The organism is Sphingobium sp. RC1 (genome assembly GCF_059738765.1).
On sequence record NZ_AP027309.1, the window covers coordinates 204,377 to 228,767 of the forward strand.

General features: G+C 62.6%; 21 protein-coding genes. 14 read left to right on the forward strand and 7 right to left on the reverse strand.

Features of this window, described 5'->3' with window-relative positions:
* Positions 1-33: 33 nt before the first annotated feature.
* The 3 genes from AC6JBC_RS17195 to AC6JBC_RS17205 all read right to left on the reverse strand — a co-directional run bounded on the left by AC6JBC_RS17195 (position 34) and on the right by AC6JBC_RS17205 (position 4,695).
* Positions 34-2,181, reverse strand: coding sequence for an acetate--CoA ligase family protein (locus AC6JBC_RS17195; RefSeq protein ID WP_498026672.1), 2,148 nt, complete (start codon positions 2,179-2,181; stop codon positions 34-36).
* Positions 2,182-2,249: 68 nt separating this feature from the next.
* The gene (locus AC6JBC_RS17200) at positions 2,250-3,110 is read right to left on the reverse strand and encodes a p-hydroxycinnamoyl CoA hydratase/lyase (protein ID WP_498026846.1); all 861 of its coding nucleotides are present in this window, start codon (positions 3,108-3,110) and stop codon (positions 2,250-2,252) included.
* A gap of 121 nt (positions 3,111-3,231) precedes the next feature.
* Positions 3,232-4,695, reverse strand: coding sequence for an aldehyde dehydrogenase (locus AC6JBC_RS17205; RefSeq protein WP_498026673.1), 1,464 nt, complete (start codon positions 4,693-4,695; stop codon positions 3,232-3,234).
* A 74-nt stretch (positions 4,696-4,769) separates the two neighbouring features.
* On the opposite strand from AC6JBC_RS17205, the gene AC6JBC_RS17210 reads away from it, so the two are divergent.
* The 4 genes from AC6JBC_RS17210 to AC6JBC_RS17225 all read left to right on the forward strand — a co-directional run bounded on the left by AC6JBC_RS17210 (position 4,770) and on the right by AC6JBC_RS17225 (position 10,054).
* Complete coding sequence (locus tag AC6JBC_RS17210; protein WP_498026674.1) at positions 4,770-5,249, forward strand: MarR family winged helix-turn-helix transcriptional regulator; 480 nt, start codon at positions 4,770-4,772, stop codon at positions 5,247-5,249.
* Positions 5,250-5,334: 85 nt separating this feature from the next.
* Positions 5,335-6,483: a helix-turn-helix transcriptional regulator gene (locus AC6JBC_RS17215; protein ID WP_498026675.1), complete on the forward strand. Its 1,149-nt coding sequence runs from the start codon at positions 5,335-5,337 to the stop codon at positions 6,481-6,483.
* Positions 6,467-7,843 (forward strand): serine hydrolase domain-containing protein, encoded by a 1,377-nt coding sequence (locus AC6JBC_RS17220; protein WP_498026676.1) that lies wholly within the window; start codon positions 6,467-6,469, stop codon positions 7,841-7,843. The genes AC6JBC_RS17215 and AC6JBC_RS17220 overlap by 17 nt, the downstream gene beginning before the upstream one ends.
* A gap of 33 nt (positions 7,844-7,876) precedes the next feature.
* Positions 7,877-10,054 (forward strand): TonB-dependent receptor, encoded by a 2,178-nt coding sequence (locus AC6JBC_RS17225; RefSeq protein ID WP_498026677.1) that lies wholly within the window; start codon positions 7,877-7,879, stop codon positions 10,052-10,054.
* 106 nt (positions 10,055-10,160) lie between these two features.
* Here AC6JBC_RS17225 and pabB read toward each other — a convergent pair whose 3' ends face one another.
* A complete protein-coding gene (gene pabB / locus AC6JBC_RS17230) occupies positions 10,161-11,369 on the reverse strand; it encodes an aminodeoxychorismate synthase component I (RefSeq protein WP_498026678.1) in 1,209 nt (402 codons plus the stop codon).
* Positions 11,370-11,677: 308 nt separating this feature from the next.
* Between pabB and AC6JBC_RS17235 the strand changes: the two genes are divergently transcribed.
* The 6 genes from AC6JBC_RS17235 to AC6JBC_RS17260 all read left to right on the forward strand — a co-directional run bounded on the left by AC6JBC_RS17235 (position 11,678) and on the right by AC6JBC_RS17260 (position 17,957).
* A complete protein-coding gene (locus tag AC6JBC_RS17235) occupies positions 11,678-12,610 on the forward strand; it encodes an AraC family transcriptional regulator (protein ID WP_498026679.1) in 933 nt (310 codons plus the stop codon).
* Positions 12,611-12,709: 99 nt separating this feature from the next.
* Positions 12,710-13,363, forward strand: coding sequence for an SDR family NAD(P)-dependent oxidoreductase (locus tag AC6JBC_RS17240; protein ID WP_498026680.1), 654 nt, complete (start codon positions 12,710-12,712; stop codon positions 13,361-13,363).
* Positions 13,364-13,517: 154 nt separating this feature from the next.
* Positions 13,518-16,088: a TonB-dependent receptor gene (locus tag AC6JBC_RS17245; RefSeq protein WP_498026681.1), complete on the forward strand. Its 2,571-nt coding sequence runs from the start codon at positions 13,518-13,520 to the stop codon at positions 16,086-16,088.
* Between the two features lie 35 nt (positions 16,089-16,123).
* Positions 16,124-16,660, forward strand: coding sequence for a 2,4'-dihydroxyacetophenone dioxygenase family protein (locus tag AC6JBC_RS17250; RefSeq protein ID WP_498026682.1), 537 nt, complete (start codon positions 16,124-16,126; stop codon positions 16,658-16,660).
* A 105-nt stretch (positions 16,661-16,765) separates the two neighbouring features.
* Positions 16,766-17,170, forward strand: a complete 405-nt coding sequence (locus AC6JBC_RS17255) for a nuclear transport factor 2 family protein (RefSeq protein WP_498026683.1) — start codon at positions 16,766-16,768, stop codon at positions 17,168-17,170.
* Between the two features lie 37 nt (positions 17,171-17,207).
* Positions 17,208-17,957 carry an IclR family transcriptional regulator gene (locus AC6JBC_RS17260; RefSeq protein ID WP_498026684.1) on the forward strand — a complete coding sequence of 250 codons (750 nt, stop codon included), beginning with the start codon at positions 17,208-17,210 and terminating at the stop codon, positions 17,955-17,957.
* A gap of 141 nt (positions 17,958-18,098) precedes the next feature.
* Here AC6JBC_RS17260 and desA read toward each other — a convergent pair whose 3' ends face one another.
* Complete coding sequence (gene desA / locus AC6JBC_RS17265) at positions 18,099-19,493, reverse strand: syringate O-demethylase (protein WP_498026685.1); 1,395 nt, start codon at positions 19,491-19,493, stop codon at positions 18,099-18,101.
* The gene (locus AC6JBC_RS17270; protein WP_498026686.1) at positions 19,490-20,224 is read right to left on the reverse strand and encodes an alpha/beta fold hydrolase; all 735 of its coding nucleotides are present in this window, start codon (positions 20,222-20,224) and stop codon (positions 19,490-19,492) included. The genes desA and AC6JBC_RS17270 overlap by 4 nt, the downstream gene beginning before the upstream one ends.
* Before the next feature lie 134 nt (positions 20,225-20,358).
* Here AC6JBC_RS17270 and AC6JBC_RS17275 point away from each other — a divergent pair, with 134 nt between their 5' ends.
* The 4 genes from AC6JBC_RS17275 to AC6JBC_RS17290 are packed head-to-tail and all read left to right on the forward strand — an operon-like array spanning position 20,359 to position 23,343.
* The gene (locus AC6JBC_RS17275; protein WP_498026687.1) at positions 20,359-21,231 is read left to right on the forward strand and encodes a methylenetetrahydrofolate reductase; all 873 of its coding nucleotides are present in this window, start codon (positions 20,359-20,361) and stop codon (positions 21,229-21,231) included.
* Between the two features lie 31 nt (positions 21,232-21,262).
* A complete protein-coding gene (gene purU, locus AC6JBC_RS17280; RefSeq protein ID WP_464788485.1) occupies positions 21,263-22,123 on the forward strand; it encodes a formyltetrahydrofolate deformylase in 861 nt (286 codons plus the stop codon).
* Positions 22,092-22,997: a bifunctional 5,10-methylenetetrahydrofolate dehydrogenase/5,10-methenyltetrahydrofolate cyclohydrolase gene (locus AC6JBC_RS17285; protein WP_498026688.1), complete on the forward strand. Its 906-nt coding sequence runs from the start codon at positions 22,092-22,094 to the stop codon at positions 22,995-22,997. Before purU ends, AC6JBC_RS17285 begins: the two co-directional genes overlap by 32 nt.
* Positions 22,990-23,343 carry a dihydroneopterin aldolase gene (locus AC6JBC_RS17290; protein WP_449471754.1) on the forward strand — a complete coding sequence of 118 codons (354 nt, stop codon included), beginning with the start codon at positions 22,990-22,992 and terminating at the stop codon, positions 23,341-23,343. The genes AC6JBC_RS17285 and AC6JBC_RS17290 overlap by 8 nt, the downstream gene beginning before the upstream one ends.
* 26 nt (positions 23,344-23,369) lie before the next feature.
* On the opposite strand, the gene AC6JBC_RS17295 is transcribed toward AC6JBC_RS17290, so the two are convergent.
* Positions 23,370-24,308, reverse strand: a complete 939-nt coding sequence (locus tag AC6JBC_RS17295; RefSeq protein WP_498026689.1) for a helix-turn-helix domain-containing protein — start codon at positions 24,306-24,308, stop codon at positions 23,370-23,372.
* Between the last annotated feature and the right edge of the window lie 83 nt (positions 24,309-24,391).

The following is a 24,391-nucleotide window of genomic DNA, read 5'->3' on the forward strand; positions in this document are numbered from 1 at the left end:
TCGATCTGGTTATTGCCTTGTTGGTCAGGCGTCTTACGGGGCTGTCAGCATGAGGGCGTCGAGGGCGATTGCGCCTTTACCCTGCGGATAGACGATGACCGGATTAAGATCGATCTCCCGAATTGAAGGTTCGGCGAGAAGGATGCGGCCAAGCCTATGGATAATCCCCGCTGCCTCCTCTACATCCAGCGCGGGCGATCCGCGAAAGCCGCGCAGCAGCGGCGCTTGCTTGAGCTTATGCAGTTCAGCGGCGATGGCGTCGATCGAGAGGCCGGGGGGTATCAGGCGCACGTCCTGCAGGATTTCGGCCGTGACGCCGCCGAACCCGCACAGGATGACTGGTCCCCAGTCTGGATCGTTCTTTGCACCGATGATAAGTTCGACGCCGCGCTCGCCCATGGTTTCGAGCAGGACACCGTCGAGTGCGATGGTCGCATCATAGGCGGCGACATCGGCATATAACCGGTCCCAGCCCGCGCGCAGTTCGTCGGCGTTGGGGAGGTTCAACACCACGCCGCCCGCATCGCTCTTGTGGCTTAGACGGGCGGATTGTGCCTTGAGCGCGACCGGATAGCCGACCGCTTGCGCAGCGCGGAGCACGTCGTCGATGCTGGTGCAGAAGGCGCCCTTTGGGAAGGGGATGCCGAGCGGGGCGAGGATTGCCTTGGCGCGATATTCGGGGATGACGCCGCTGTGCCCGGCGAGGCCGGAGGCGGGTAGAGGGGTGGTCGGCGCTTCGCTGAAGTCGCGGCGCGCATGGTCGTTGAGCCGCTTCAGCGCACGAAATGCGCGTTCGGTCGAAGGGAAATAGGGAATGCCGAGCGCGCGCAGATGATCAATATGATGGGACGGAACCGGCGCGCCTTCGTCCAGCCCGGCGAAGATGATCGGCTTGTCCGGCCGCAATTCGTCAACGGCGCGCAGGATCGGCGGTAGTTTGATGCCGACCGTCACGGGATCGGTCTGGATGATGCCCGTGACGATGCTGCCGAACCGGTCGTCGGTGAACAGCGCCGCCAGTGTCCGGCGATAGAGGTCGGGATCGACCAGCCCTTGCGCGGTCAGGTCCAGCGGGTTGGAGACGGGCACGAAGTCGGGCAGCGCCGCACGCAGGGCAGGGGCATTGCCGTCATTCACCTGCGGCAGGTCGAGGCCGATCACTTCGCACAGGTCCAGGGTAAGCGCCTTGAACGCGCCGCTTTCGCCCAGCACCGCGACGCCGCCAGCCGGAATGGTGGGGCAGCGCACGGCGATCTCGGCAATGTCGCCCAGCTCTTCCAGCGTCTCGGCGAGGATGACGCCCGCGCGCTCCACCTTGACGCGCATCACCTGATAGTCGCCTGCCATCGCGCCGGTGTGGGTGGCAGCGGATTCACGCGCGGCGGCAGAGCGGCCAGGGTGCAGGAGGACTATCGTCTTGCCCAGCGCGCGCGCGCGGCGGGCGGCGGCCAGGAAACGCTGCGGGTTGCGGAACTGCTCCACGATCATCGCGATCACTTGGGTGGAACTGTCCTCCAGAAGGTAATCGACATAATCCTCGACGCCCGATGCTGCTTCGTTGCCGGTCGAGATCGAGAAGGACAGGCCCAAATCGCGCGAAGCGAGCGTGGTGCACAACACGCAAGCCATCGCCCCGCTTTGCGACACGACGCCTATGCCGGGACGATCGCTCAATGGCTTGGCATCGGTCTCCACGAAGGTCAGCGGCACACGGTCGATGAAGTTCGTCATGCCAAGACAGTTTGGACCTTCGACCACCATGCCGGTCTCGGCAGCGATGCGGCCAATCTCCCGTTGCTCTGCCAGACCTTCCTCACCGCCTTCGGCGAATCCGGCGGAAAAGATGACGGCAGCGCCCACATTGCGCGCGGCCAACGCCCTCACAGTATCGAGCACCGCCGCGCGCGGTATGGCGAGAACGGCGGCGTCCACGCCATCGGGCAAGGCATCGACCGATGGCAGGCACGGTCGCCCTCCGATCTCCCCCCGCTTGGGATTGATGAGGTGGATGTCGCCGGAAAAGCTGTTGCGCGTCAGGTTGGACAGGACGGATGCGCCCAGCGCGCCCGGCTTGTCCGATGCGCCGACGATCGCCACCGATCGCGGGCGGAGCAGCCGGTCGAGCGCATTGCCGGTGCGGGCAGCGGTGACGACGGGCGGATTTAGGGTATCGGCCGTCATGGGTCCGTCTCTCCAAAACTCTGTGGGGCAGGCCGCCTTTCGGGGCGATCCTGCCAGTCTGTCGCGGTTCAGGCCTGCTGTTTCGACTTATCGTAAGCGCCAAGGCCGGGCTTGTAGCTTTTGTCGTCGATAAACTGCTTGATGCCTTCCTTGCGGCCCTCATTGTCGAAGCTGTTGGCCGCTTCCTGCGCGCGGATCAGATAATCCTCGGCATTGTCATAGGTCATCTCGCGCACCCGGCGGATGGCGTCCTTGGTCGCCTTGAGCGCAACGGGATTCTTCGTCAGCAATGTCTGCGCAACCTGTGACACGCGGTCCCTGAGCGCCCCGATCGGCAGCGCTTCGTTGACGAAGCCCCATTCCGCCGCCGTCCTGCCGTCCACATTCTCGCCCATCAGCGCATGATACATGGCGTTGCGGAAGCTGGTCAGTTCCGTCGCCACCTTGGCCGCGCCGCCGCCGGGCAGGATGCCCCAGTTGATTTCGCTGAGGCCGAACTGCGCCTCTTCCGCCGCGAAGGCGAGGTCGCAGGCAAAGAGCGGGCCGTAGCCGCCGCCAAAGCACCATCCGTTGACCATCGCGATGGTCGGTTTCTGATACCAGCGCAAGCGGCGCCACCAGCCATAGCTTTCCCGCTGCGCGTCGCGCGTGCCCTTCAGGCCCTGCGCCTCGGTCTCCCGGAAATATTCCTTGAGGTCCATGCCAGCGCTCCACGCCGCGCCCTCGCCCGTCAGGACGAGGACGCCAACATCGGCGCGAAACTCCAGCTCGTCGAGCACGCGCATCATCTGGCGGTTGAGGCGCGGCGACATGCAATTGCGCTTGTCCGGGCGGTTGAGACTGACCCAGGCGACGCCGTCCTCCACGGTGAAGGCGACGGTTTCGATTTCGGCCTGCTCGACGCCATCGGCATGCAGGAAGTTCGTCATGGTGAAGTCCTTGTTCTGGTCGTCATGCCAGCGAAAGTTGGCATCTCGGGCGGCCAAGTCATGCCTATCCGCCTGAGATCCCGGCTTTCGCTGGGATGACGCGTATGTGAATGCGGTTGGTTCAAATCGGATAATGACCGGGCTGGGTCTCCATCGTGATCCAGCGCAGTTCAGTGAAGCTGTCGATCCCGGCGCGGCCACCGAACTTGCCATAGCCCGACGCCTTGACGCCGCCGAAGGGCATTTGCGCTTCGTCATGGACGGTCGGGCCATTTACATGGCAGATGCCGGACTGGATCTGCCGCGCGACCCTGAGCCCGCGCGCCGTGTCGCGGGTGAAGACCGATGCGGACAGGCCATATTCGGTATCGTTGGCCAGTTCGATCGCATGGGCTTCGTCGCGGGCGCGGACGATGCCAACGACCGGGCCGAAGCTTTCATCGCGGAACAGCTTCATCTGCGGCGTGACGCGGTCGATGACATGGGCGGGCATCAGCACACCCCCGCTCTCGCTCAACACCGCGCCGCCGTTCAACTGGGTCGCGCCCGCCGCCAGCGCATCATCGATGAGCGAACGGACATGGGAAACAGTCTTGCTGTCCACCACCGCGCCCAGCGGCGTCTTGCCCTCACGCGGGTCGCCCACCGCCATGGTGCCGACCTTTGCCTGAAACTTCACTACAAAGGCTTCGGCGATGGCGTCGACCACGATGATCCGTTCGGTCGACATGCAGATTTGACCCTGGTTCATGAAGGCGCCGAACGCGGCGGCCTTCACTGCTTCGTCAAGGTCAGCGTCCTCCAGAACGATCAGCGGCGCCTTGCCGCCCAGTTCCAGCACCACAGGCTTCAGATGTTCAGCGCAGCGTTTCGCGATGATCCGGCCGACCGGCGTCGATCCGGTGAAGTTCACGCGGCGCACGGCTGGATGGTCGATCATTGCGCCGACCACATCGGCCGCATCCTGCGGTGCGTTGGTGATGAGGTTGACGATGCCGCCCGTGAACCCCGCTTCCACAAAGGCCTGGACGATCAGGCCATGGGTGCGCGGGCATTGTTCCGATGCCTTGAGCACCACGCTGTTGCCGCAGGCGAGCGGCACGGCGATAGCTCGGGTGGCGAGGATGATCGGCGCGTTCCATGGTGCCATCGACAGCACCACGCCCGCCGGTTCACGGATCGCCATGGCGATGCAGCCGGGCTTGTCGGACGGAATGACCTCTCCGCCGATCTGGGTGGTGAGCGCCGCCGCTTCGCGCACCATCGAGCTTGAAAGCATCAGGTTGAAGCGCGCCCAGCCCTCGGTCGCGCCGATTTCCTCCATCATCGCGTTGATGAAATCGTCCACGCGGGCATCGAGCGCGTCGGCGGCCTTCATCAGCAAGGCGCGGCGGGCATTGGGGCCGGTTTGCGACCAGGCGGAGAATGCTGCCTTCGCGGCGTCGACCGCGGCAATGGCGTCTTCGATGCTGGCCGCCGCCGCGCGGGTGGCGACGGTGCCCGTAACCGGGTTCTTTCGTTCGAAAGCCAGATCGGCGCTGCGTGATTCGCCACCGATAATCAGGGAAATCTGTGATGCGGACATGTGTCAGGTCCTCTCCTAATGTTATGTTGCATATCAATGTTGATTGTTCTGAGCAATAACATTATGAGAGTGTCATGAGCATGAGTCCCTCCGGCCACAGATTGATCAATCCTGTCGCATCACGATTGGGATATCGGCTGCGGCGTTCCTCCTCCGCGATGATGGCGACGCTGGGCGCGGGGTTGGAACTGATCGGGCTGCGGCCGGTGGAAGCGACGATCCTCCTGACGATCGGTGCCAATCCGGGCTGCATCCAAAGCGACATCGGCCGCATGCTGGGGATCAAGCGCGCCAATATGGTGCCGCTGATCACGGGCCTCATCCAGAAGGATCTGGTGCAGAAGTCGCCGGTAGACGGACGCTCCTTCGCCCTGAGCCTGACCGCGGAGGGAGAGGATGTGCGCAGCGAGGCGGACGCGATCATGACCACGCATGAACGCCGTTACACACGCTTGCTGACGCCCGAATATCAGGATGCGCTGCGCATCGTGCTGGACGTTCTGGAACGGGAAGAAAATGCCACGCATGAGGAGAGGGAAGCGGCGGTCATGTAGGCCGCGCTATCCTCCCGGAGCGTAGCGTCATTTGGGAGCCTATCGCCGCAGCAAAAGCATTGCGCGGCAAGCAGGGAGGAATGCAATGGAGGCCAATCTCAGCACGCAGATACTGTCGTCGCTTTACGGATGTTGCGACCATCCGGAAAACTGGCGGCCGCTGCTGGACCAGATTTGCGCCGGGCTGGGCGCGCGTAGCGCGGCGGTACAGCTCTACCGGCGGGAAGGCGGCCATCTGATACAGCGATGGCAGGAACGGGACAGCTATTCCCATGCAAACGCGGCGCTGCATGACCGGTGGATCAACAATCCGGATAATCCCCGGCTCACCATCGTTCCAAATGGTCGCCTGGAAACGCAGCTCGCCGTCCGCACCGATGAACAGCGTTTCGATTCCAGATCGCCGCAATTGCAGGAGACACGGCATCGCCTGGCACAGATCGGGCTAAGGGGCGGGTCGGGCCTGCTGTTCGAATTCGAACCATCACGCTGGTTCAGCCTGATCCTGCACCGGCAGATTGGCGACACGGTGGAGCGGGACGGCAAGGATGCGGCTTTCCTGTCGGATATCGCGCCGCATCTTCTGACCCTGTCGCGCGTCTCGGCCACCGTGCAGGCGGCACGTGCCGCGCAAGCCACATTAGCCTCGATCATGGATCGTCTGCGCCCCGGTGTCATTCTCTGCACCGCCAGCGGCGAGGTCCGCTGGCACAATCGCGCGGCGGCCACGATGCTGGCGAACGGCGCGCCGCTGATGCTGGACCATGGCCAACTGCGCGGGGTTTCAGCCGAAAGCCGTCAGAGGCTGGCGCGGCTCCTGTCGCCTCCTTGCGATGACGACATGATCACGGCGGCATTCGGCGATCTGGACGACAGCATGGTGCAGGCGATTGCGCTGCCCAATGGCGCGTTCAAGGGGACGGTGGCGCACGGGTGGGACGATGATCAGAACGGCGTCGCGTTGATCCTTATCGATCCGTCGCAGGCGCCTTTCCTATCGGCCGGGCACGTCACGTCGCTATTTGGCCTGACGCCTGCGGAGGCGCGACTGGCCGTCGCCTTGTCACAGGGCACGTCGCTCAACGCCTATGCTGATCGCCGTGGCGTGTCGGTCGGCACAGTGCGCATACAGATGAAGCGCATCCTGGAAAAGACCGACAGTCGCCGTCAGGCGGACCTTGTCGCCAAGCTGTACGGTTCCGTCATCGCTCAGGTGCATGGCAATTTGCACTGAGCGGCGGCTGCGCGGCGTATCCCATTTGGGAGCCGCGATCTTCAAATCATCGGTCCAGAAAAAGCAGGAAGGGACCGACAATCATCATTCGTCCAAAGCAGAGGATGTGCGCGTGCACAAAGCATCAGGGTATCTTGTGAGTTTCGTTGCTGGCGCCATATGTGCGGCGGCTCAGCCTGTGTCGGCGCAGCAGACGTTGCCGCCCGTACTGGCCGACGGACAACCATCCACGGTGCCGGTCGCCGTCCAGATCGCCCGCTGGCACATGCTGGATGGCGACATCAATTCCTTGACCTTCCGCAGTATGGACCGGTTGTTCACCACGCGCACCGTCGCCCATGCGGGGACGCCCTGGCGGCTGCCGCGCGCCGACGCGCCGCTGAATGTCAGCTATACTTTCGGCGGCAAGCGCCACACGGCGCAGGATTTCCTCGATCGCACCTATACCAACGCGCTGCTGGTGATGAAGGACGGCAAGATCGTCAGCGAAATCTACCGCAACAACAGCGATGAAAACAGCCGCTTCATCGGCTGGTCCATGACGAAGTCGGTCACATCGCTGCTGGTCGGCTGTGCGCTGGCGGAAGGGCGGATCAAGTCGCTGGATGATGACATCACTGTTTACCTGCCCGAATTGAAGGGCGGCGGATATGATGGCGCGACCATCCGGCAGATCCTGCAGATGCGGTCTGGCGTTGATTATGAGGAACGGTACGACTTCGCCAATCCCGGCATCGCGGCGCGCAATCATGTCGACGCGCTGGTCAAGAATGTCGCGCGCTTTGCCGATGCCGCGCGGACGGTGAAGCGGCTGCACGCGCCGGGCAGCGTGTTCCAGTACAAGACGCTCGACACCGCTGTGCTTGGCTGGTTGATCGAACGTGTCAGCGGCACGACTGTCGCGGGCTATACCGCGCAGAAATTGTGGGAGCCGCTGGGTGCGGAGCAGGACGGCTTCTACATCATGGATGGGCAGCCGGGCACCGGCCGCGAATTCAGCGGCGCGGGCTTCAACGCCACGCTGCGCGACTATGGGCGGATCGGCCAGATGATGCTGGACGGTGGCCGCGCCAATGGGCGGCAAGTGGTGCCCGCCGACTGGGTCCACACATCGACGGCGCCGTCCGCCCCGGCCGATGACAAGATGCCGGGCATTCCGACCGGCTATGCAATGCAATGGTGGCTGCTGGACAATAGCGGTGCTTACAGCGCGGTGGGATTGCAAGGCCAATATATCTACGTCGATCCGCGATCCCGCACCGTCGTCGTCAAGATCAGCTATTTTCCGCCGGGCGATGAAAAGCCGACGGCGGAAACCGGCGCTTTCCTGAAGGCCGTGTCGGCCTGGTCTCCGAAATGACCGGAAGAACATCCAAAAAATAGGGAGGGAAGAATGAAACGCATATTGCTGACGGGCTCCACCGCCATAATGTCCTTGTGGACGTCATCCGCCTGGGCGCAGGAAGCGGCTCCGCAGGCGGGATCGTCCAACACGCTGGGCGAGATCGTCGTGACGGCCCAGCGCCGAACGGAAAATCTGCAGAAGGTGCCGGTTGCTGCCAGCGCGCTGGACGCCAACGACCTGAAAGCGAACGCCGTCGTTCGCCTCAACGACCTTCAAAATGCGACGCCTGCGCTGTCGATTTCCGACGCGGGTATCACGTCGGCGGTCAACATTCGCGGTATCGGCCTTGCCAGCAACTCGCCCAATGTGACGGCAGGCGTCGCTACCTATGTCGATGGGCTGTTCCAGCCGCCGATCGTCCAGGCGAACAGCTTCTACGATCTGGCGAGCGTTGAAGTGTTGCGCGGTCCGCAGGGCACGTTGGTCGGCAGCAACTCGACTGGTGGCGCGATCTTCATCAATTCGCGCAATCCTGATCTGAATGGCATCAATGGTTATGCCGAAGGCAGTGCAGGCAACCGAGGCAATTTCGGATTGGAAGGCGCGGTGAACGTGCCGCTGTCCTCCACTCTCGCGGTGCGTGGTGCGGGATTCTATCGTGGCCATGACAGCTATTTCAACGATGTCGGCCCCTTCAATAACAAGGCGGGCAAGCTCGATGAAAAGGGCGGACGGCTGGGCGTGCTGTGGCAGCCGGGCGATTTCCGCGCGCTGCTGAAGGTTCAGTATAATGATCGGGACATTGGCGGCTATGCCTATCGTCCGATTGAGGGCACGGAATTTGGTTCCTACCGGACCGGCGACATTTACACGCTGAACTACGACACACCGGTGGCGATCCGTGAAAAGGCGTTTATCTCCAGCCTGGAACTGCGGCAGGAATTCGCCAGCGGCATCGTGCTGCGGTCGATCAGCGGTTATCAGAGCAAGAAGATCGAAGGTGTCAACGATGTCGATGCCTCGCCTGCTCCTAACGGCATCGCCCAGGATTATTATGCTCGCGAACGGCAATATAGTCAGGAAATCAACCTGATCTCTCCCACCGGCGAAACGCTGGAATGGATATTGGGCGGCTATTTCCAACGGAACGAAATCAAGGTGCGTATCCGCGAAACGACCTTTGGCTTTCCGACCGACATCGATCCGGACAACAAGCGCACCACGACGGGCATCTTCGCGCAGGGCAGCTACCGCGTGACGCCTGATGTCCAGTTGCAGCTGGGCGCGCGCTATTCGCACTATAAGGCAAGCGGCGTGGGCGATGTGCGCATTGGCGCTGGCATCCCCGGCTTCCCGCCCGGCGGTTTGCCGGTGGCGAGCCTTGCGGGATCGCATAAGGATGGTCGCGTGACGGGTAAGGCGGCGATCAACTGGACGGTCAATGACGACCATCTGCTCTACGCCTTCGTTGCTCGCGGCTATAAGCCCGGCGGCTTCAACGCGGTGGATTCCGAGTTCCGGCCGGAAATGGTGTGGAACTATGAAATAGGCTGGAAGGCGAGCCTGTTCGACAAGCATGTCCGCACGCAGATTTCGGCTTTCTACAATGACTATTCCGATTTCCAGTTCGAAGTAATCGAACCGACGACCGGCTTCAACGGCGTCCAGAATATCTCGCAAGGCAAGATCAAGGGCATTGAAGCCCAGTTGCAGAGCAAGTTCGGCGGCTTCAGTCTCGACGCCAATGTCGCTTATGTCCATTCGAAGCTGGCCGGCCTGACCTTCATCAATATCCGCGCCCTTCCGCCCGGGAGCTTGGGTCCGCAGTGCCCGCCGGGCGTCGGCTCGGCGCCTCCGGCTTGCTACAACTATACTCCCGACATCGTCACCACCGATGGCGGCCCCAACCTCTATTCGCCCAAATGGACCTACGGCGGCACGGCGGCCTATGAATTCCAGCTGGGAGACGAGGTGACTTTGACCCCGCGCGTCAGCTATTCCTATGTCGGCCCGCGCTTCACTAATCTCGCTTATTCACCGGTGACCGACCGGATCAAGGGCTATGGCCTGCTGTCCGGCCTCGTCACACTGCGCACCGGCCAGTTCCATATCGAGGCCTATGGCACCAATCTGACCGGCAAGCGCTATGTCAGCGGCCAGTTTGGTCTCAATGAATTTTACGGTGCGCCGCGCGAATATGGCATTCGCGCAGGCTTCACCTTCTGAAGTTGAGGGAAACCCGTCGCCATCGGGTGGCGGGTTTCAGTATTGGTGCTTTGGGGCTTGTTCGATCAGGCCAGATTGAACAAGCTCGGCATCGCTGCAAGAAATGCTAGTCAAGAAATCGTGCCTTGGTCAGGCACTCCTCCCATTCCGCGAGGGGATCGGAGTCAGCGACGATGCCGGACCCGAGGTCGATCGTCAGCCGCCGTTCTGCCGGTGAGATGGTCAGGGTACGGATCGCGACGTTGAAACGCGCGTCACCGTCCGGGGTGAAATGGCCGATTGATCCTGTGTAGATGCCGCGCGGTCTGTCTTCCAGCTGTGCAATCACTTGCGCCGCGCGGATCTTGGGCGCTCCAGTGATTGAGCCGCAGGGGAACAGGGCAGCGAGGATGTCGAAGGCGTCCACATCCTCGCGGCGGCGCCCCGTGACGGCCGAGACCATCTGGTGGACCGTCGGATAGGTTTCGACCGAAAAAAGCTGTGGCACCGTTACCGATCCAGGCTCCGCCACCCGCGACAGGTCATTGCGCATCAGATCGACGATCATCAGATTTTCGGCACGTTGTTTGGGATCGGTGGCCAGCGACTGCGCGGCAGCGGCATCCGCTGTGGGATCGCCGTGTCGCTCCGCCGTACCCTTCATCGGACGACAGGCGATGTCGTGCCCCGTCACCGTGAAGAACAACTCCGGCGAGAAGGAGAAGATGAGGTCTGCGCCGGTCGATATGATCGCGCCATAGGGGGCACGCTGGCGCTGCCGCAGCCGGGTGTAGAGCGCCAGCGGATCACCGTCGAAGTCCATCCCGGCGCGGAAAGTGAGATTGGCCTGATACAGATCGCCTGCACGAATGAGTTCGAGCAGGTCCTCGATCCGCCCCATATGCTGCCCTTGCGTGCTGGCGGGCGTCAGCGGCCCTATGTGGAACGCGGCATCCGTGGGGAGTAGGTTCGCGAACATTTGTGACGGCAGCACCAATGGGGTCCCGAATATCCCGAACCAGAGGAGCGGCCCGCAGGAGGGGGTAACCGGCATCGCGGGATCGAAGGCGGCGGCGGCATCATAGCTGACAAAACCGGCGGCGTGTGCGCCTTTTCTCGTGGCTGCGCGCACCGCTTCCAGCGCAGGTGCGACTTCCGAGAGCGTCGCAGCCTCGATCACTTGCATCGGATGGGTGAAGAGCGTGACGTCGCCGTTGGGCGAGGATGCGTCGTCTAAAAGCACATAGGGTTGATCGAAGGGCGGCAGGAAACCCATGGCCTTCACACCACATTCTGGTCGGGCCGATTGCGGTGGCACAGTAAGAAGATGGTTCATTGCACGCTCCACGTCGCACGCGCCGAGAAATCTTCGGCCTCTGAACGAGCTTTAGGTCTGCTGTGGCCCCACATCGTGCCGTGGCGATCATTCGAACTGATCCGCAGATATTCATTTTTTCTAAGTCTTGGTCCGAAGCTACATTCCACGGGAGGGAATGAACGGAGATAAAATTAGATTTATCAGTCTCTTGACGATGCTTATGACCCCGTCACCTGCGATGAGCCGGATGAAGGCCAGGGGATGACGACCGCCACTATTTCCTTTTCATAATTTATGTGAAACTGTTCCAGTCAGGAGAGCGGTGGATGATCGAGCAATTCTCGACGCAGGACGTCGCCAGGCGTGATCGCTTGGCCTACTGGAACAGGATCGCCTCTGGCCGGTCCGCCGGGCTGATGATCGACAGTTCCAATCGCGAATTTCTAGGTCAGCTTGGCTGTTGGACGCTGGGCGATCTCACCATTTTCAAGGCGCGGGCGGAATCTTCGGTCGTGTCGCGCAGCGCCCGCCACCATGGCGAAGAGCGGCTTCTGGTGCACCTCCAGACCCTTGGCCTCAGCGAGCAGCGCCAATCCGGCCGCGAATGCGTACTGAGGCCCGGCGACCTTTCCATCTGCACCACCGCAGCGCCGATGCGGATCGAGGTTGCATCCCATGAAATGATGGTGGTCGACGTCGCCCGCCATGAACTGGAACAGCGGGTGCCGCAGCTGGACCTCCATATCGGCAGTCCGACGCCCGGCAATTCGCCGACCGTCCACAGTTTTCACCAACTCGCTCTTGCCCTGTGGCGAGAGGCGGAGAGCCGTGCCGCGCCGCCTGATCCAAGCTGGGCCGAGGGTGCCGAAACGCTGATGCTCGACCTGCTGGGCCTCGCCTTGCGCAGCGCTGTGCGCGGCGGTCCCAATGTCGATGGCCGGGGGCTGGCGCGGGTCAAGGCGATCGTGGAGGCACGGCTGGGCGATCCTGATCTCGACACGGAATCCATCGCGCGCGAAGTCGGCATATCGCCGCGAACGATCCAGACCTGGTTCGCGGCCGAAAGCACGACGCTACGCGCCTATATATTGGACAGGCGGCTGGAAAGGGCGCTGGAAATGATCGCGGCCGACCGGGCGGTGAACATCACCGCGATCGCCCTCGAACTCGGCTTCAACGATCCTGCTTATTTCGCGCGCTGCTTCCGCAAGCGGCACGGCTATTCACCCCGCGAAGGGCGCCAGATCGCGCGCGCCTGACCAGCGGATTGCTCGCCGGGGAAACGGGCTTTGTCACTGGCGCTGCCAGCGGCATCGGGCGCGGCATCGCCAAGGTGCTGGCGGCGGAAGGGGCGCGTCGTGTTGAGGGACCTTGCCTCCTCAGCCGAGGAAGGCGCGCAGGCGGTCGCGGAGATCAAAGCGGCGGGCGGCACCGCCTGCTTTATGGCGGCCGACGTGACCAGCGCGGCCGATATCGACGCGCTGATTGCGCAGACGCGCGCGATCAACGGGCGTATCGACTTCGCCGTCAACAATGCGGGCATCGGCCTTAAAGCCATGTTGGCGGAAAGCAGCGATGATCTGTGGGACCGGGCGAATGATGTGAACCTCAAAAGCTGCTTCCGGATCATGCGCGGCGCTCTGACCGTCATGCGGGAGCAGGGTGGCGGCAGCATCGTCAACGTTTCATCCATCGCGGGAGCGGTGGGCTTGCGCGAAGCAGGCGTCTATTCGGCGACCAAGCATGCGATCCTTGGTCTGACGCGAACGGCGGCAGGGGAGAATGGCGAGGTCAATGTGCGCGTTAATGCCATCCTGCCCAACGCGATCCGCTCCAAGCTGCTCGACGGCACTTCGCCCGAGTTCCTGGAAGCGCTGCTTGCGCCCCAGGCGATCAAGCGGCTGGGCGAGCCGGAGGAGTGCGGCCACCTTACGGCCTTCCTGCTGTCGGACAGGGCTGCCTTCATCACCGGCGCGTGCATCCCGATCGATGGCGGCTATCTGGCAAACTGATTAAGGCGATAATTCGCATTCGTGACAAATTCATGGAAATGAATCAAATTGCGCTGGAGTCCTGTTCGGCAGCGCTCCAGTGCAAGCGGGAGAGGCGGGTTTCTGTCATTTCGATGGTGAGCGCGAAAAGCGTCCATTGTCGAGGGGAGGAACCATGATCAAGATTATTGCCGCTTTGCCGGTTGCGTCGGTGCTAGCCATAGCGGCCGGGACTTTGGCGCCCGCTTTAGCGCAGGAAACGACGCCTGCGGCAGTTCCTGCCACGGAAGAAGCGCCCCAGAGCGGCGGCATCCAGGACATCGTCGTCACCGCCCAGCGCCGTTCGGAAAATGTGCAGAAGGTTCCGATCGCGATTTCCGCCTTCACCAATGATGCGTTGCAGGAACGGGCGGTGCAGAGCGTCGCCGCGCTTTCGGGGCTTGCTCCCAACGTCACCTTTGACGCCGGTACGCCTTTTTCTGGATCGTCGTCGGTGCTTGCCGCCTATGTCCGTGGCATCGGGTCCAACGACTTTGCCTTCAATATAGATCCGGGCGTCGGTGTCTATCTGGACGGCGTTTATCTGGCTCGATCGGTCGGCGCGAACCAGGAACTGGGCGATGTCGAGCGGATCGAAGTACTTAAAGGTCCGCAAGGCACGCTGTTCGGTCGCAACACCATCGGCGGCGCGATTTCGATCGTCACGCATGATCCGGGCGACAAGTTCCGTTTCATCGGCGATGCGACGACGGGCAGCTACAAGCTGTTCCAGGCGCGCGGCACGGCGGACATTCCGATCGCGGATGGGCTGTCGAGCTCGGTGTCATTCTCGGTCAAGACGCGAGACGGCTATTTCAAGCGCAAGCCCTTTCCGGGTGCGCAGCCGGGCACCTATCAGGTCGAACCTTCCACCGCCTATGCCGGAGCGGGTTATGAAAATACCGGGATAGGCCGCGAAGGCGGCGAAGACGCCTGGAGCGTGCGCACCAAGCTGCGCTGGGAACCGAGCGATGCGGTGCGGGTGACGCTGACGGGGGACTATAGCAACAGCAGGCAGGAACAGCTTCCCAATACGTTGCTCGCGACCACGCCTAATGTCGCGGGCGGCGCGTTCGATGTTTTCGCGGGCAGCTATAACTGCGCCATTGCGGGCCAATCAACGGGCTGCGGCAACGGTCCACCGTCCTTCGCCTATGGTTACCGTCGCGCCGGTCGCACCGGCATGTTCGACCTGCCTGCGATCTTCGGCGTCAATGCCGACGCGAACCCCGATAATAATCGCCTGCCTTATGACAATCGCTTCGTCACTGGAGACAAGGATAGCAGTTATGCGACGGGGCTGAACTTCGCCCGCATGCAATCCTATGGCGGCGCGGGTACTATCGAATATGACCTGTCGGATAGCCTGACGGTCAAATCCATCACCTCCTATCGCGAACTGCACTGGAAGGTGGGCATGGACAATGACGGTTCGCCGCTCAACATGCTCCAGATCAGCTTCGAGATGAACCAGAAGCAGTTCAGCCAGGAATTCCAGCTTCTGGGTAAAGCGCTGGATGATCGCCTGAAATATGTGCTGGGTGCCTATTATTTCAAGGAATCGGGTAATCTTCACGATTATGTGACCTTTGCAGAAGGATTGTTGCAGGTCGATGGAAACAATATCCTGAGCACCAAGAATGGCGCTCTTTTCGGCCAACTGGACTTCAAGCCGATCGACCTGATCGGCATCACGGTCGGTGCGCGCTATACAAAGGAAAAGAAGTCGTTCGAAGGGTTCCAATCCGATCTCAATGGCCTAACCTACAAGATATTGAACGGCTTTGGCGTCCCGCCCTGCGCGTCGCTGACGCCGATCAGCGACGATTGCCGCATCGCTGCGGGCTTCCCCAATGCCGATGCGCCGCTGCAGCTTTATCCTGGTGGCGTGAACCGCAAGACCTTCGACAATTTCTCGCCCAAGATCGGCGTCCAACTTTATCCCAGCGATGACCTCATGGCCTATGCGTCCTGGTCGAAGGGATACAAGACCGGCGGCTGGACCACGCGTCTGTCGAACCCGTTGCCCGATGCGCCGAGCTTTGATGAGGAAAAGGCGACGACCTGGGAAGTCGGTTTCAAGTCGAAGCTGCTCGACCGGCGTCTGCAACTGAACTTCGCGGCCTTTACGACCGACTATAAGGGCATCCAGCTGAACTTCCAGCAGGGCGTGTCGCCGACGATCCAGAATGCGGGCGACGCCCGGATCCGGGGCTTTGAGGCCGAAGCGGTGTTCGCGCCCATCCGCGCTTTCGCACTGACGACATCGGTCGGCTATATCGACGCCAAATATACATCGGTACTGCCGGGCGCGGTGGTCGCGCCCAGCGTGATCCAGGGCGGTGTGTTCGTGGGAGCCGAACTGCCCAAGACGCCGCATTGGAAGGTCAATGTCAGCCCGCGCGTCGAGCTGGATGTGGGCAGCAGCGGCGCGAAGCTCATCATGTTGGCCGACTGGACCTACACGGCCCGGATGCGCAACGATACCGAAGGTACATTCCTGCTCGACCGAAAGGCGTCGAACGTCGTCAATGCCAATGTGACGCTGCGGCTGCCCGACGACCGCTACAGCGTCACGGTAGGCGGCACCAACGTCTTCAACGAACGCTTCCTGACCACGGGTCAGGCGCAGATCGCCGGGGGACAATTCTACGGCACCTATAATCGTCCGGCCGAATGGTACGCCAGGCTGGGCGTGAAGTTCTGATCAACCCCACATAACGCAAACAGGATCGCACCATCATGTCCACTGTAATGACTGCCCCGCCGTCGACCGCCTTCAAGATCGTCGATGTTCCCGAAAATCTGTCCCATGTGATCGACGCGCGCGGGGTAAAGGGCAGCTTCGTCGGGCCGTCAGAGGCGGAAAGCCCCTGGGTGCCCTTTGGTGACAATGCCGCCATCCGTCACCTGGCCTTCGACGTCCGCCAGAACATCTATTGCAACGTGCTCTGGCTGAAGGGGCCGGGCGTGCTCGGCACCCACAAGCATCGCGGGCGGCTGGTCATGATGTGCCTGGAAGGCAGTCTGCGTTATCTGGAACATGACTGGGTGGCAGGTCCCGGCGACTTCTTCCTGGAAGTCCCCGGCGAACGCCACACGTTGGTCAGCGAACATCCGCAGGGCGGCAAGCTTTGGGGATGGATGCAAGGTCCGATCGAGTTCTACGACGAGGATGGCAAGTTCATCGAAACCTGCGACGTATGGTGGTTCATCAACCATTACGAGACGTACTGCCGGGAGAATAACTTGCCCATCAACCCGCAACTCTACCTCTGAGCGGGGGCGTCCGCCCGGGAGGAGCAGCCCGACTCCCGGCGGATGGATTGCAAAATGATCAAGAGCAGGTCTCTGCCACGCAAAGCCACACACGCCGCAGGCCTCATGAGCTTCCCAACCCCGGACCAACGCCGCGCAATCGAGTGGGACTGTACTCGGCTCGTCCATCACTATGCCAATCTGAACGATGCGGCGAAATGGGAAGCCGCAGCCAACTTGTTCACGGACGATGGCCGTTTATCCCGGCCAACCGCGCCCGATCAGCCGATTGTTGGCCGCGAAGCTATATTGGCCGCCTTCCTCGCCCGACCGCCGCGTATCACCCGCCATGTCTGCGCCAATGTCGTCATCGACATACTCAGCACAGATGAGGCCACAGGCGAAAGCGCTATGCTGTTGTTCGTCGGCCCAGACACGCCGTTGGTGGGATCATTCAAGGACAGGTTCATCCGCACCACTGGAGGATGGCGTTTCCTGGAACGCAGGGGTTCGCTCATCTTTTCATCGTGAGGCTATGCCATTTCATTCCTGATGCTACAGTCGGGCCATGAACGAACAGACGCTATCGCCCACCGTCAAATCCGCCATGCGCACGATCGACATCATCGAATATGTCGTGTCGTGCCGCCGCCCACTAGTGGCGCAGGAGATCGCGCAGGCGCTGTCGATCCCGGTCAGCAGCCTGTCCTACCTGCTCGCGACGCTGACGGAGCGCGGCTATCTGCAACGCGAAGGTCGCCGCTACAACCCGGGTCCGGGGCTGGCCCGCCTGCAAGGACCAGCGCCCGCCTTCTCGCTCGCTGAACGCGCCGCGCCACTTGTTCGGTCGCTCCGCGTCCAGCTGAACGAAACCAGTTCCTTTTTCGTGCGTAAGGGGTGGGAGATGGAGGCGCTGGTCACCGAGACAAGCGACCATGCACTGCGCTATGCCGTGCAGACCGGCCGCCGCACGCCGCTTCACTGCTTTTCGGCGGGCAAGGCCTTGCTGGCGGCGATGCCGGACGAAGAGTTCGAACGCTATCTGGAGGAAAGCCGTCGCGAGGCGCTGACTCCCACGACGATCACGAACGCTGACGCCCTGCGGCAGGAGATCAGGCTGGTGCGGCAGACGGGCGTGGCGCGCACACGGGAAGAAAGCACCCCCGGCATCTACGGCTTGGCTTATGTGGCGCGCGCGGATGGGGAAGTGGCCGGAGCGTTCAGTGTCGCCGTGCCGGTAGTGCGGTTCGATGAGGAACTCGACCGGCGCGTCGTGTCCGCGCTGACGCGGACGGCTGAACTGTTCGATATTGCTTGAAATATGCCGCTGATCCCGGCGCCGTTCGCCCTCAGGGCAAACGGGTGAGGTCGTGCTCCTGCCTTCGCAGGAGCACAGCAGCACTGCCCCCCAAAAAATCCGGCGGGGTGCCGGGAGAAAAACACCCCGCCGGTTGGATGATCAGGCGGTTTTGCGGGTCCGCCATCCATCCGCATAGCTGTCACGCGCGACTTCGGAATAGGGCGCGGGGCTGACAGTGGCGTGGATTTCGACCTGGATGTGCGGCTCGACGGTCGGCTTGCTGGTGCCGCCATCGGGTTCGCCCCACAGCAGCGTCACCTTCGTGCCCGGCTCCGCATATTCGGCGTCCAGCATCGCCAGCGTCAGCATGCGGCCTTCATTGGCGCTGTAGCCTACCCAGGTGGACAGGCCCACCTGATTGCCGTCGACCAGCACCGCGTCATAGGGGTGCATCGAATAGACCGCCGAGGGAAATTCGAAATATTTCGCGCGGTCGCCCTTCTGGAAAGCGGAGCTGATCACGCGGGCGACGTCTTCGCTGTCGAGCGCCAGTGTCACCTTCTTGCGGTGCGGGCCAGCTGCGATCTTCTCCAGCGCTTCGCGGCCGATGAAGTCATGGTCGAACTTGACGAACGGACCATAGCCGAGATCCCAGGGGGTGAGATAATAGCCATCGATGCTGTCGGGAACATAGCTGCCGCCGATCGACGCCTTGGCTTCGTAGGAGTTGGCGGTCAGCCATTCGCGATAGGGCTTGAGCGCTTCGCCGCTGTAGACGGCGGGCAGCGGGGAGGGGATCCAGCCTGATTCAAGCGTGTTCGATGAATAGGTCCGGCCGCCCACCAGCGTTAGCCCGAAGGGTTCGCCTGCCTTGATCAGCGCCTGGCGTACCGTTTCCCGATCGGTCCAAGGTCCGAAAAGTTCATAGCCCGGTTGGCCCGCCATGCCGTGGCGTAGGGCGCGCACCTTACACCCTGCAATGTCGAGCGTGGTCATGTGGAAGAATTTGAGGTCGGGCGGTGTCTCACCCATTGCTGCCTCAAGCGTCTGCATCGCATTCGGCCCTTGCAGCTGATAGCGGTAGGACTTGCGGTTTTCCGGGTCCGGGCGAACGGCGGTGCGCTCGTCGCGTTCGACGGTGACGTTCCACTTGCCGGTCTGGGCATGATATTCCACCCATTCGATCGCGGGAGCACGGCCGACCAGGTTGAAGCGGTTTTCCTCAAGGTAGAAAAGGATCACGTCGCCGATGACATAGCCGTCGGGCGTGACCGGCACCCACTGTTTGGCGCGATCGGGGATGAAGCCCTTGAAGCTGTTGATGCCGAGATGGTTAAGCATTGCGAAGGCGTCCGGCCCGCTGACTTCCAGATCGACCATGTGATAGGACTGGTTGAACAGCACGGCCTTCTGCGCCCATGCGGTCTGTTCGTTGCGCCAGTTGGAATATTCCGCCGGAACGCCCGGATAGGCGTTGGGTCCGGTCTGCTGGTTGCGCAGGAAGTGAACGAGGTCACCCTTGCCTTCGACCAGATTTTGCAGGCTTTCAGTCATTCATCGTCTCCCATCATGATGTTGGAACCGGCGGGCATGTCCAGCCAGTCGGCTATGGCTTCGTTAAGGGCATCAGGCGCCTCGGCGGGTAGCATGTGGCCCGCCTTGGCGATGATCTTGAGGTGCGCACCGGCGATGCGCGCAGCGATGGAGCGGTGCTGTTCAGACGGGCTCCATTCATCGTCCTCGCCCACCGCGACCAGCGTCGGACAGGCGATGTTGGGCAGCAGCGATTCGACCTCCGGGCGGCCGAGAAGGGCGGCGATCTGCGCCTCATAGGTTTCGATGCCCGCCTGCGTCGCCATCAGGTGCAGCGGCGCGATCAACTCCTGATCGGCGCGGCGGGCGGGCGCGACCATGGGGGGAAGCCAGCGGTCCACCAGTGCGGCCATGCCCTCCGCCCGGCCGAGCGTGAGCAGGACGTGGCGCTTCTCCGCCTCTCCTTCACGGACGATGTGTGTGCCGGTGCTAATCAGAGCGAGCTTTTCCACGCGCTCAGGGGCAAGCCGCACAACCTCCAGCGCGACCCGTGCGCCCATAGAATGGCCGAGCAGCGCCATCTTCTCGGGGCCAGAGTCGATCACGCGCCGGGCCATTTCAACGATGCTGTCGCACGCGCCGAAGCCATCGATCGCCAAGGCGTCGGGGAAACGATCCAACTGCGCGGCAAACACACGGGAATCGCAAAGAAGGCCGGGCAGAAGGACAAGATTTGCGGTGGAAGCGGACACGATGAAATCGCCTTAATTCGTATTCGTGAAATTTCCTATATACGAATTAACGGAAAGGCGCTAGAGAAGAAATGGCAAAAAGATCGAGCGGCGGACGCTGCTCGGCAAAGCCCAAACACTTCAGGAGAGCGGTCATGGCGGGCGCGGCGACGATCCACCCGAACTGGGAACAGCATATCCCCAAGCGGATCACCGATGGCTATTCGATCGAGATGACGGCCAAGGATTGCGACGCCCTGCGTACTGCCGCGTCGATGCTGGCGCCGGAAACGCCCATCGCCATCACTTTCCTGCCGGGCGAGACGATCGATGCGCGGATCGACGCGGCGAAGCTGGTCCGTGACCTTGGCTTTGAACCCATGTCGCATCTGTCGGCGCGGCGGATCGGGTCCTACGAGGAGCTGGAACAGACGGTTCGCCGCTCGGTCGAGGAAGCGGGCGTGCGCCGCATGTTCCTGGTGGCAGGCGATCCTCCTGTTCCTGCCGGGCCGTTCGAGGATGCGCTTTCATTGCTTCGCACCGGCCTGTTCGAAACGCATGGCGTGAAGGCGATTGGCATTGCCGGGCACCCGGAAGGCCATCCCGTGATGGATGAGGAAGCGCGGTGGAGCGCACTTCTGGCGAAGTGCGTGGAGGTGTCGGATCGCGGCATGGCCCCGCTGATCGTCACGCAGTTCGGCTTCGATGCTGCTCCAGTACTCGACTGGCTGCTCGAACTGCGGCGGCGGGGCATCGATGCGCCGGTGCGGATCGGTGTGCCGGGGCCAGCGGGGATCAAGACGCTGCTGCGCTTTGCTGCCCATTGCGGGGTCGGCGCGTCTGCGTCGGTGCTGGCCAAATACGGTATTTCCCTGTCGCGACTGCTGGGCGCTGCTGGCCCAGACCGGCTGGTGGGCGACATCGCCGCTGGCCTGCATTCTGGTCACGGCCCCGTGCGGCTGCACTTCTATCCTTTCGGCGGCCTGGCGCGGACGGCGGAGTGGATTGGGCAACACCGATCAAACTAGAATTGACGCACATCATCCATAGGGGGATCGATTGACCCAGACCTGCATCCTCACCTTGTCCTGCGCCGACCGGCCGGGACTGGTCGCCACCGTCGCCGCCTTCCTGGCCTCGCATGGCGGGAATATCCTTGAAGCCCAGCAGTTCGACGATCGCGAAAGCGGGCTGTTCTTCATGCGCGTTGTGGCCGAACTGGCGGAGCCATGGAATGACATCGGCAAGCTGAGCGCAGCGTTTCAGCCGGTAGCGGACGACCATGGCATGGAATGGAGCCTGCGCGATGCGGCGGAGCGGCGGCGGGTGTTGTTGCTGGTGTCGAAGTTCGACCATTGCCTGGGCGACCTGCTCTACCGCCACCGCATCGGCGAACTGCCGATGGATGTGGTCGGCATCGTGTCCAACCATCCGATGGCCGCGCTGAACACCACGATGATCGGCGATATTCCCTATCATCACCTGCCCGTCACCAAAGACACGAAGGCGCAGCAGGAAGCGCAGATCAAGGCGGTAGTCGAGGATACCGGCGCGGAACTGATCGTTCTGGCGCGCTACATGCAGATATTGTCGGACGATCTCGCCGCTTATCTGTCTGGCCGCTGCATCAACATCCATCACAGCTTCCTGCCCGGTTTCAAGGGCGCCAAGCCCTATCACCAGGCCCATGCGCGCGGCGTCAAGATGATCGGCGCGACCGCGCATTATGTGACCGCCGACCTCGATGAAGGGCCGATCATCCATCAGGATGTCGAGCGGATCAGCCATGCCGACAGCCCCGACGATCTGGTTCGCAAGGGCCGCGACATCGAACGGCGCGTGCTGGCGACGGCGGTCGCCTATCATCTGGAAGACAGGGTATTGGTCAATGACAGCCGCACAGTCGTTTTCCGCAACTGATCCGCGCGTGGCCCGGACCATCGACGGTAAGGCGCTCGCCCGCACGATCGGCGTGGAGACGGCGCGCCAGGCGGCCGAGCTGCACGCGCGAACCGGGATACTGCCGACGCTCGCCGTCGTGCTGGTGGGCGAGGACCCGGCAAGCCAGGTCTATGTCCGCCGCAAGGTCAAGGAGACGAAAGCAGCGGGCATGCGGTCGATCGAGCATCGGCTGGACGCTTCCATCGCGCAAGCCGAGTTGCTGTCGCTGATCGGGTTGCTGAACGTCGATCCGAGCGTCCACGGCATATTAGTGCAGCTGCCTCTCCCTCGCCAGATCGACGCGACGCGGATGCTGGACGCGATCGATCCGGCCAAGGATGTGGATGGGTTCCATCCCGTCAATGTCGGGCGGCTGTCGACCGGGATCGGTGGGTTGGTGCCGTGTACGCCGCTCGGCTGCATGCGCCTGCTCGACACGGTTGTGGATGACTATCGCGGCCTCAACGCCGTGGTGATCGGCAAGTCCAACATCGTCGGCAAGCCTGTCGCCATGCTGCTGCTGGAACGCGAATGCACGGTCACCGTCACGCATGTCGCGACGAAGGGCCTGGCCGACATGGTGCGCATGGCTGACATCGTTGTTGCCGCCGCCGGCAGTCCGCGCCTTGTGCGGGGGGATTGGGTGAAGCCCGGCGCGATCGTGATCGATGTCGGCATCACCCGAGTGACCGATCAAGACGGAAAGGAACGGCTGGTGGGTGATTGCGCCTTTGACGAACTGGGCCACGCTGGGGCCGTGACGCCAGTGCCGGGCGGGGTGGGGCCGATGACCATCGCCTGCCTGCTTGCCAATACGGTGCAGGCGGCGAAGCGGGCGGCGGCTCTTGGCTGAGTCCTGCTCCACCACGCGGGTCGCTGTGCGCGAGCTGCCGCTGATGGCGGACATCGGTATCAACCCGGACGAGATCGGCACGTTCCAGCCGCTGGTGGTCAGCATCACGCTGCTGGTCGATCCGGTGACGGAGGACATGCTGGGCGCGACGATCGACTATCGCCGCGTCCATGAACTGGCGCGGATGCTGGCGGAAAAGCGCATCGGGCTGATCGAGACGTTCGGCGCGGAACTGGCGCGATCCTGCCTAGCCTTCGACCATGTGCGGCAGGCCGAGGTAGTGATCGACAAACCCCGCGCGCTGCCCTCGGGTATGGCGTCGGTCACGATATCGATGTCGAAGTGAAGGGCGGGCAGGACCCAAATCCTTCGTCACCCCTTCCGAAAAGACGTCGGCGAACGCCCAAATTCCTGCGCGAAACAGCGGGCGAGATAGCCTGGATCATTGAAGCCGCATGCATAAGCGATTTCGCTGACGGTCAGGCTGCGGCACGCCCTGTCCTCCAGCATTGCGCGGACGCGGCCCAAGCGGATCGTGCGCAGTTCGCGCCCGACGCTGCTGCCCGTCGCGGCGAACAGGCTGTGGAGATAGCGGACTGAGATCCCGTGCTGCGCGGCGATGGCCGCAGGCGTCAGGTCCGGGTCCGCGAAGCCGCTGGCCAGCGTCCGGCGGATTTGGTGCATCAGGCGGCGGCGATGTGTGGTTTCCTCGCCCGCCATCCCATCGCACATCAGCGCGAGGCAGCCGCCAAGCTGGTCAGCGATCAGGTGAGCGGGCAGGGGCCGTCCTTCCTCCACGGCATGGGCGACGCTGTGCAACAGCCCGTCGATCGCGGCGCCCCATGGCGATGATCCGATCAGCGGGCGGATGGTGCAGGCATAGGGATCGGCCAGCCAGCGTTCGATCCAGGCACTGGGCAGGGCGACCAGATAGGCTTCCGAAAATGCGGATGTGACAAAGCTGAAATTATCGAGATGGCTGAACAACAGGGCCTCGCCCGCGCCCAGTGTGGCTTCGCGCCCGTCCTGACGCAGGGTGATGCCGCCGCTGCGCATATAGACAAGGTCGAAGCGCGGCGAGGCGCCGTGGCGCCCGCTGGCGTCGTGCACGCCTTCCTGGCTGGTCGCGTTGATGACGGAGAATTGCACGTCGCCGATATGCTGCTGCCGCAACTCACCGCGGAATGTAGCGCGATCCGGCACGCGAATGTCGATGGGCGTCACATGCGCCTGCACCTGCCCGTGCCAATGGTCAAAGGCTGGCGCGCCGTCCAACGCGGCGGTCGATACGTGATAGCCGGGGCCATTCACCCGCAGTCCGTTTCCTTCCCGCGCCGTCGATCGCGCTTTCGGCCGCGACGATAGCGGGAAAGGCGGGCGCGCGCCACAAGGAC

What these genes read in the sequence shown, in the direction of transcription:
- AC6JBC_RS17195 (WP_498026672.1), bottom strand. Translation starts at nt 2,181, where the DNA reads ATGACGGCCGATACCCTAAATCCGCCCGTCGTCACCGCTGCCCGCACC.
- AC6JBC_RS17200 (WP_498026846.1), bottom strand. Translation starts at nt 3,110, where the DNA reads ATGACGAACTTCCTGCATGCCGATGGCGTCGAGCAGGCCGAAATCGAA.
- AC6JBC_RS17205 (WP_498026673.1), bottom strand. Translation starts at nt 4,695, where the DNA reads ATGTCCGCATCACAGATTTCCCTGATTATCGGTGGCGAATCACGCAGC.
- AC6JBC_RS17210 (WP_498026674.1), top strand. Translation starts at nt 4,770, where the DNA reads ATGAGCATGAGTCCCTCCGGCCACAGATTGATCAATCCTGTCGCATCA.
- AC6JBC_RS17215 (WP_498026675.1), top strand. Translation starts at nt 5,335, where the DNA reads ATGGAGGCCAATCTCAGCACGCAGATACTGTCGTCGCTTTACGGATGT.
- AC6JBC_RS17220 (WP_498026676.1), top strand. Translation starts at nt 6,467, where the DNA reads ATGGCAATTTGCACTGAGCGGCGGCTGCGCGGCGTATCCCATTTGGGA.
- AC6JBC_RS17225 (WP_498026677.1), top strand. Translation starts at nt 7,877, where the DNA reads ATGAAACGCATATTGCTGACGGGCTCCACCGCCATAATGTCCTTGTGG.
- pabB (WP_498026678.1), bottom strand. Translation starts at nt 11,369, where the DNA reads ATGAACCATCTTCTTACTGTGCCACCGCAATCGGCCCGACCAGAATGT.
- AC6JBC_RS17235 (WP_498026679.1), top strand. Translation starts at nt 11,678, where the DNA reads ATGATCGAGCAATTCTCGACGCAGGACGTCGCCAGGCGTGATCGCTTG.
- AC6JBC_RS17245 (WP_498026681.1), top strand. Translation starts at nt 13,518, where the DNA reads ATGATCAAGATTATTGCCGCTTTGCCGGTTGCGTCGGTGCTAGCCATA.
- AC6JBC_RS17250 (WP_498026682.1), top strand. Translation starts at nt 16,124, where the DNA reads ATGTCCACTGTAATGACTGCCCCGCCGTCGACCGCCTTCAAGATCGTC.
- AC6JBC_RS17255 (WP_498026683.1), top strand. Translation starts at nt 16,766, where the DNA reads ATGAGCTTCCCAACCCCGGACCAACGCCGCGCAATCGAGTGGGACTGT.
- AC6JBC_RS17260 (WP_498026684.1), top strand. Translation starts at nt 17,208, where the DNA reads ATGAACGAACAGACGCTATCGCCCACCGTCAAATCCGCCATGCGCACG.
- desA (WP_498026685.1), bottom strand. Translation starts at nt 19,493, where the DNA reads ATGACTGAAAGCCTGCAAAATCTGGTCGAAGGCAAGGGTGACCTCGTT.
- AC6JBC_RS17275 (WP_498026687.1), top strand. Translation starts at nt 20,359, where the DNA reads ATGGCGGGCGCGGCGACGATCCACCCGAACTGGGAACAGCATATCCCC.
- AC6JBC_RS17285 (WP_498026688.1), top strand. Translation starts at nt 22,092, where the DNA reads ATGACAGCCGCACAGTCGTTTTCCGCAACTGATCCGCGCGTGGCCCGG.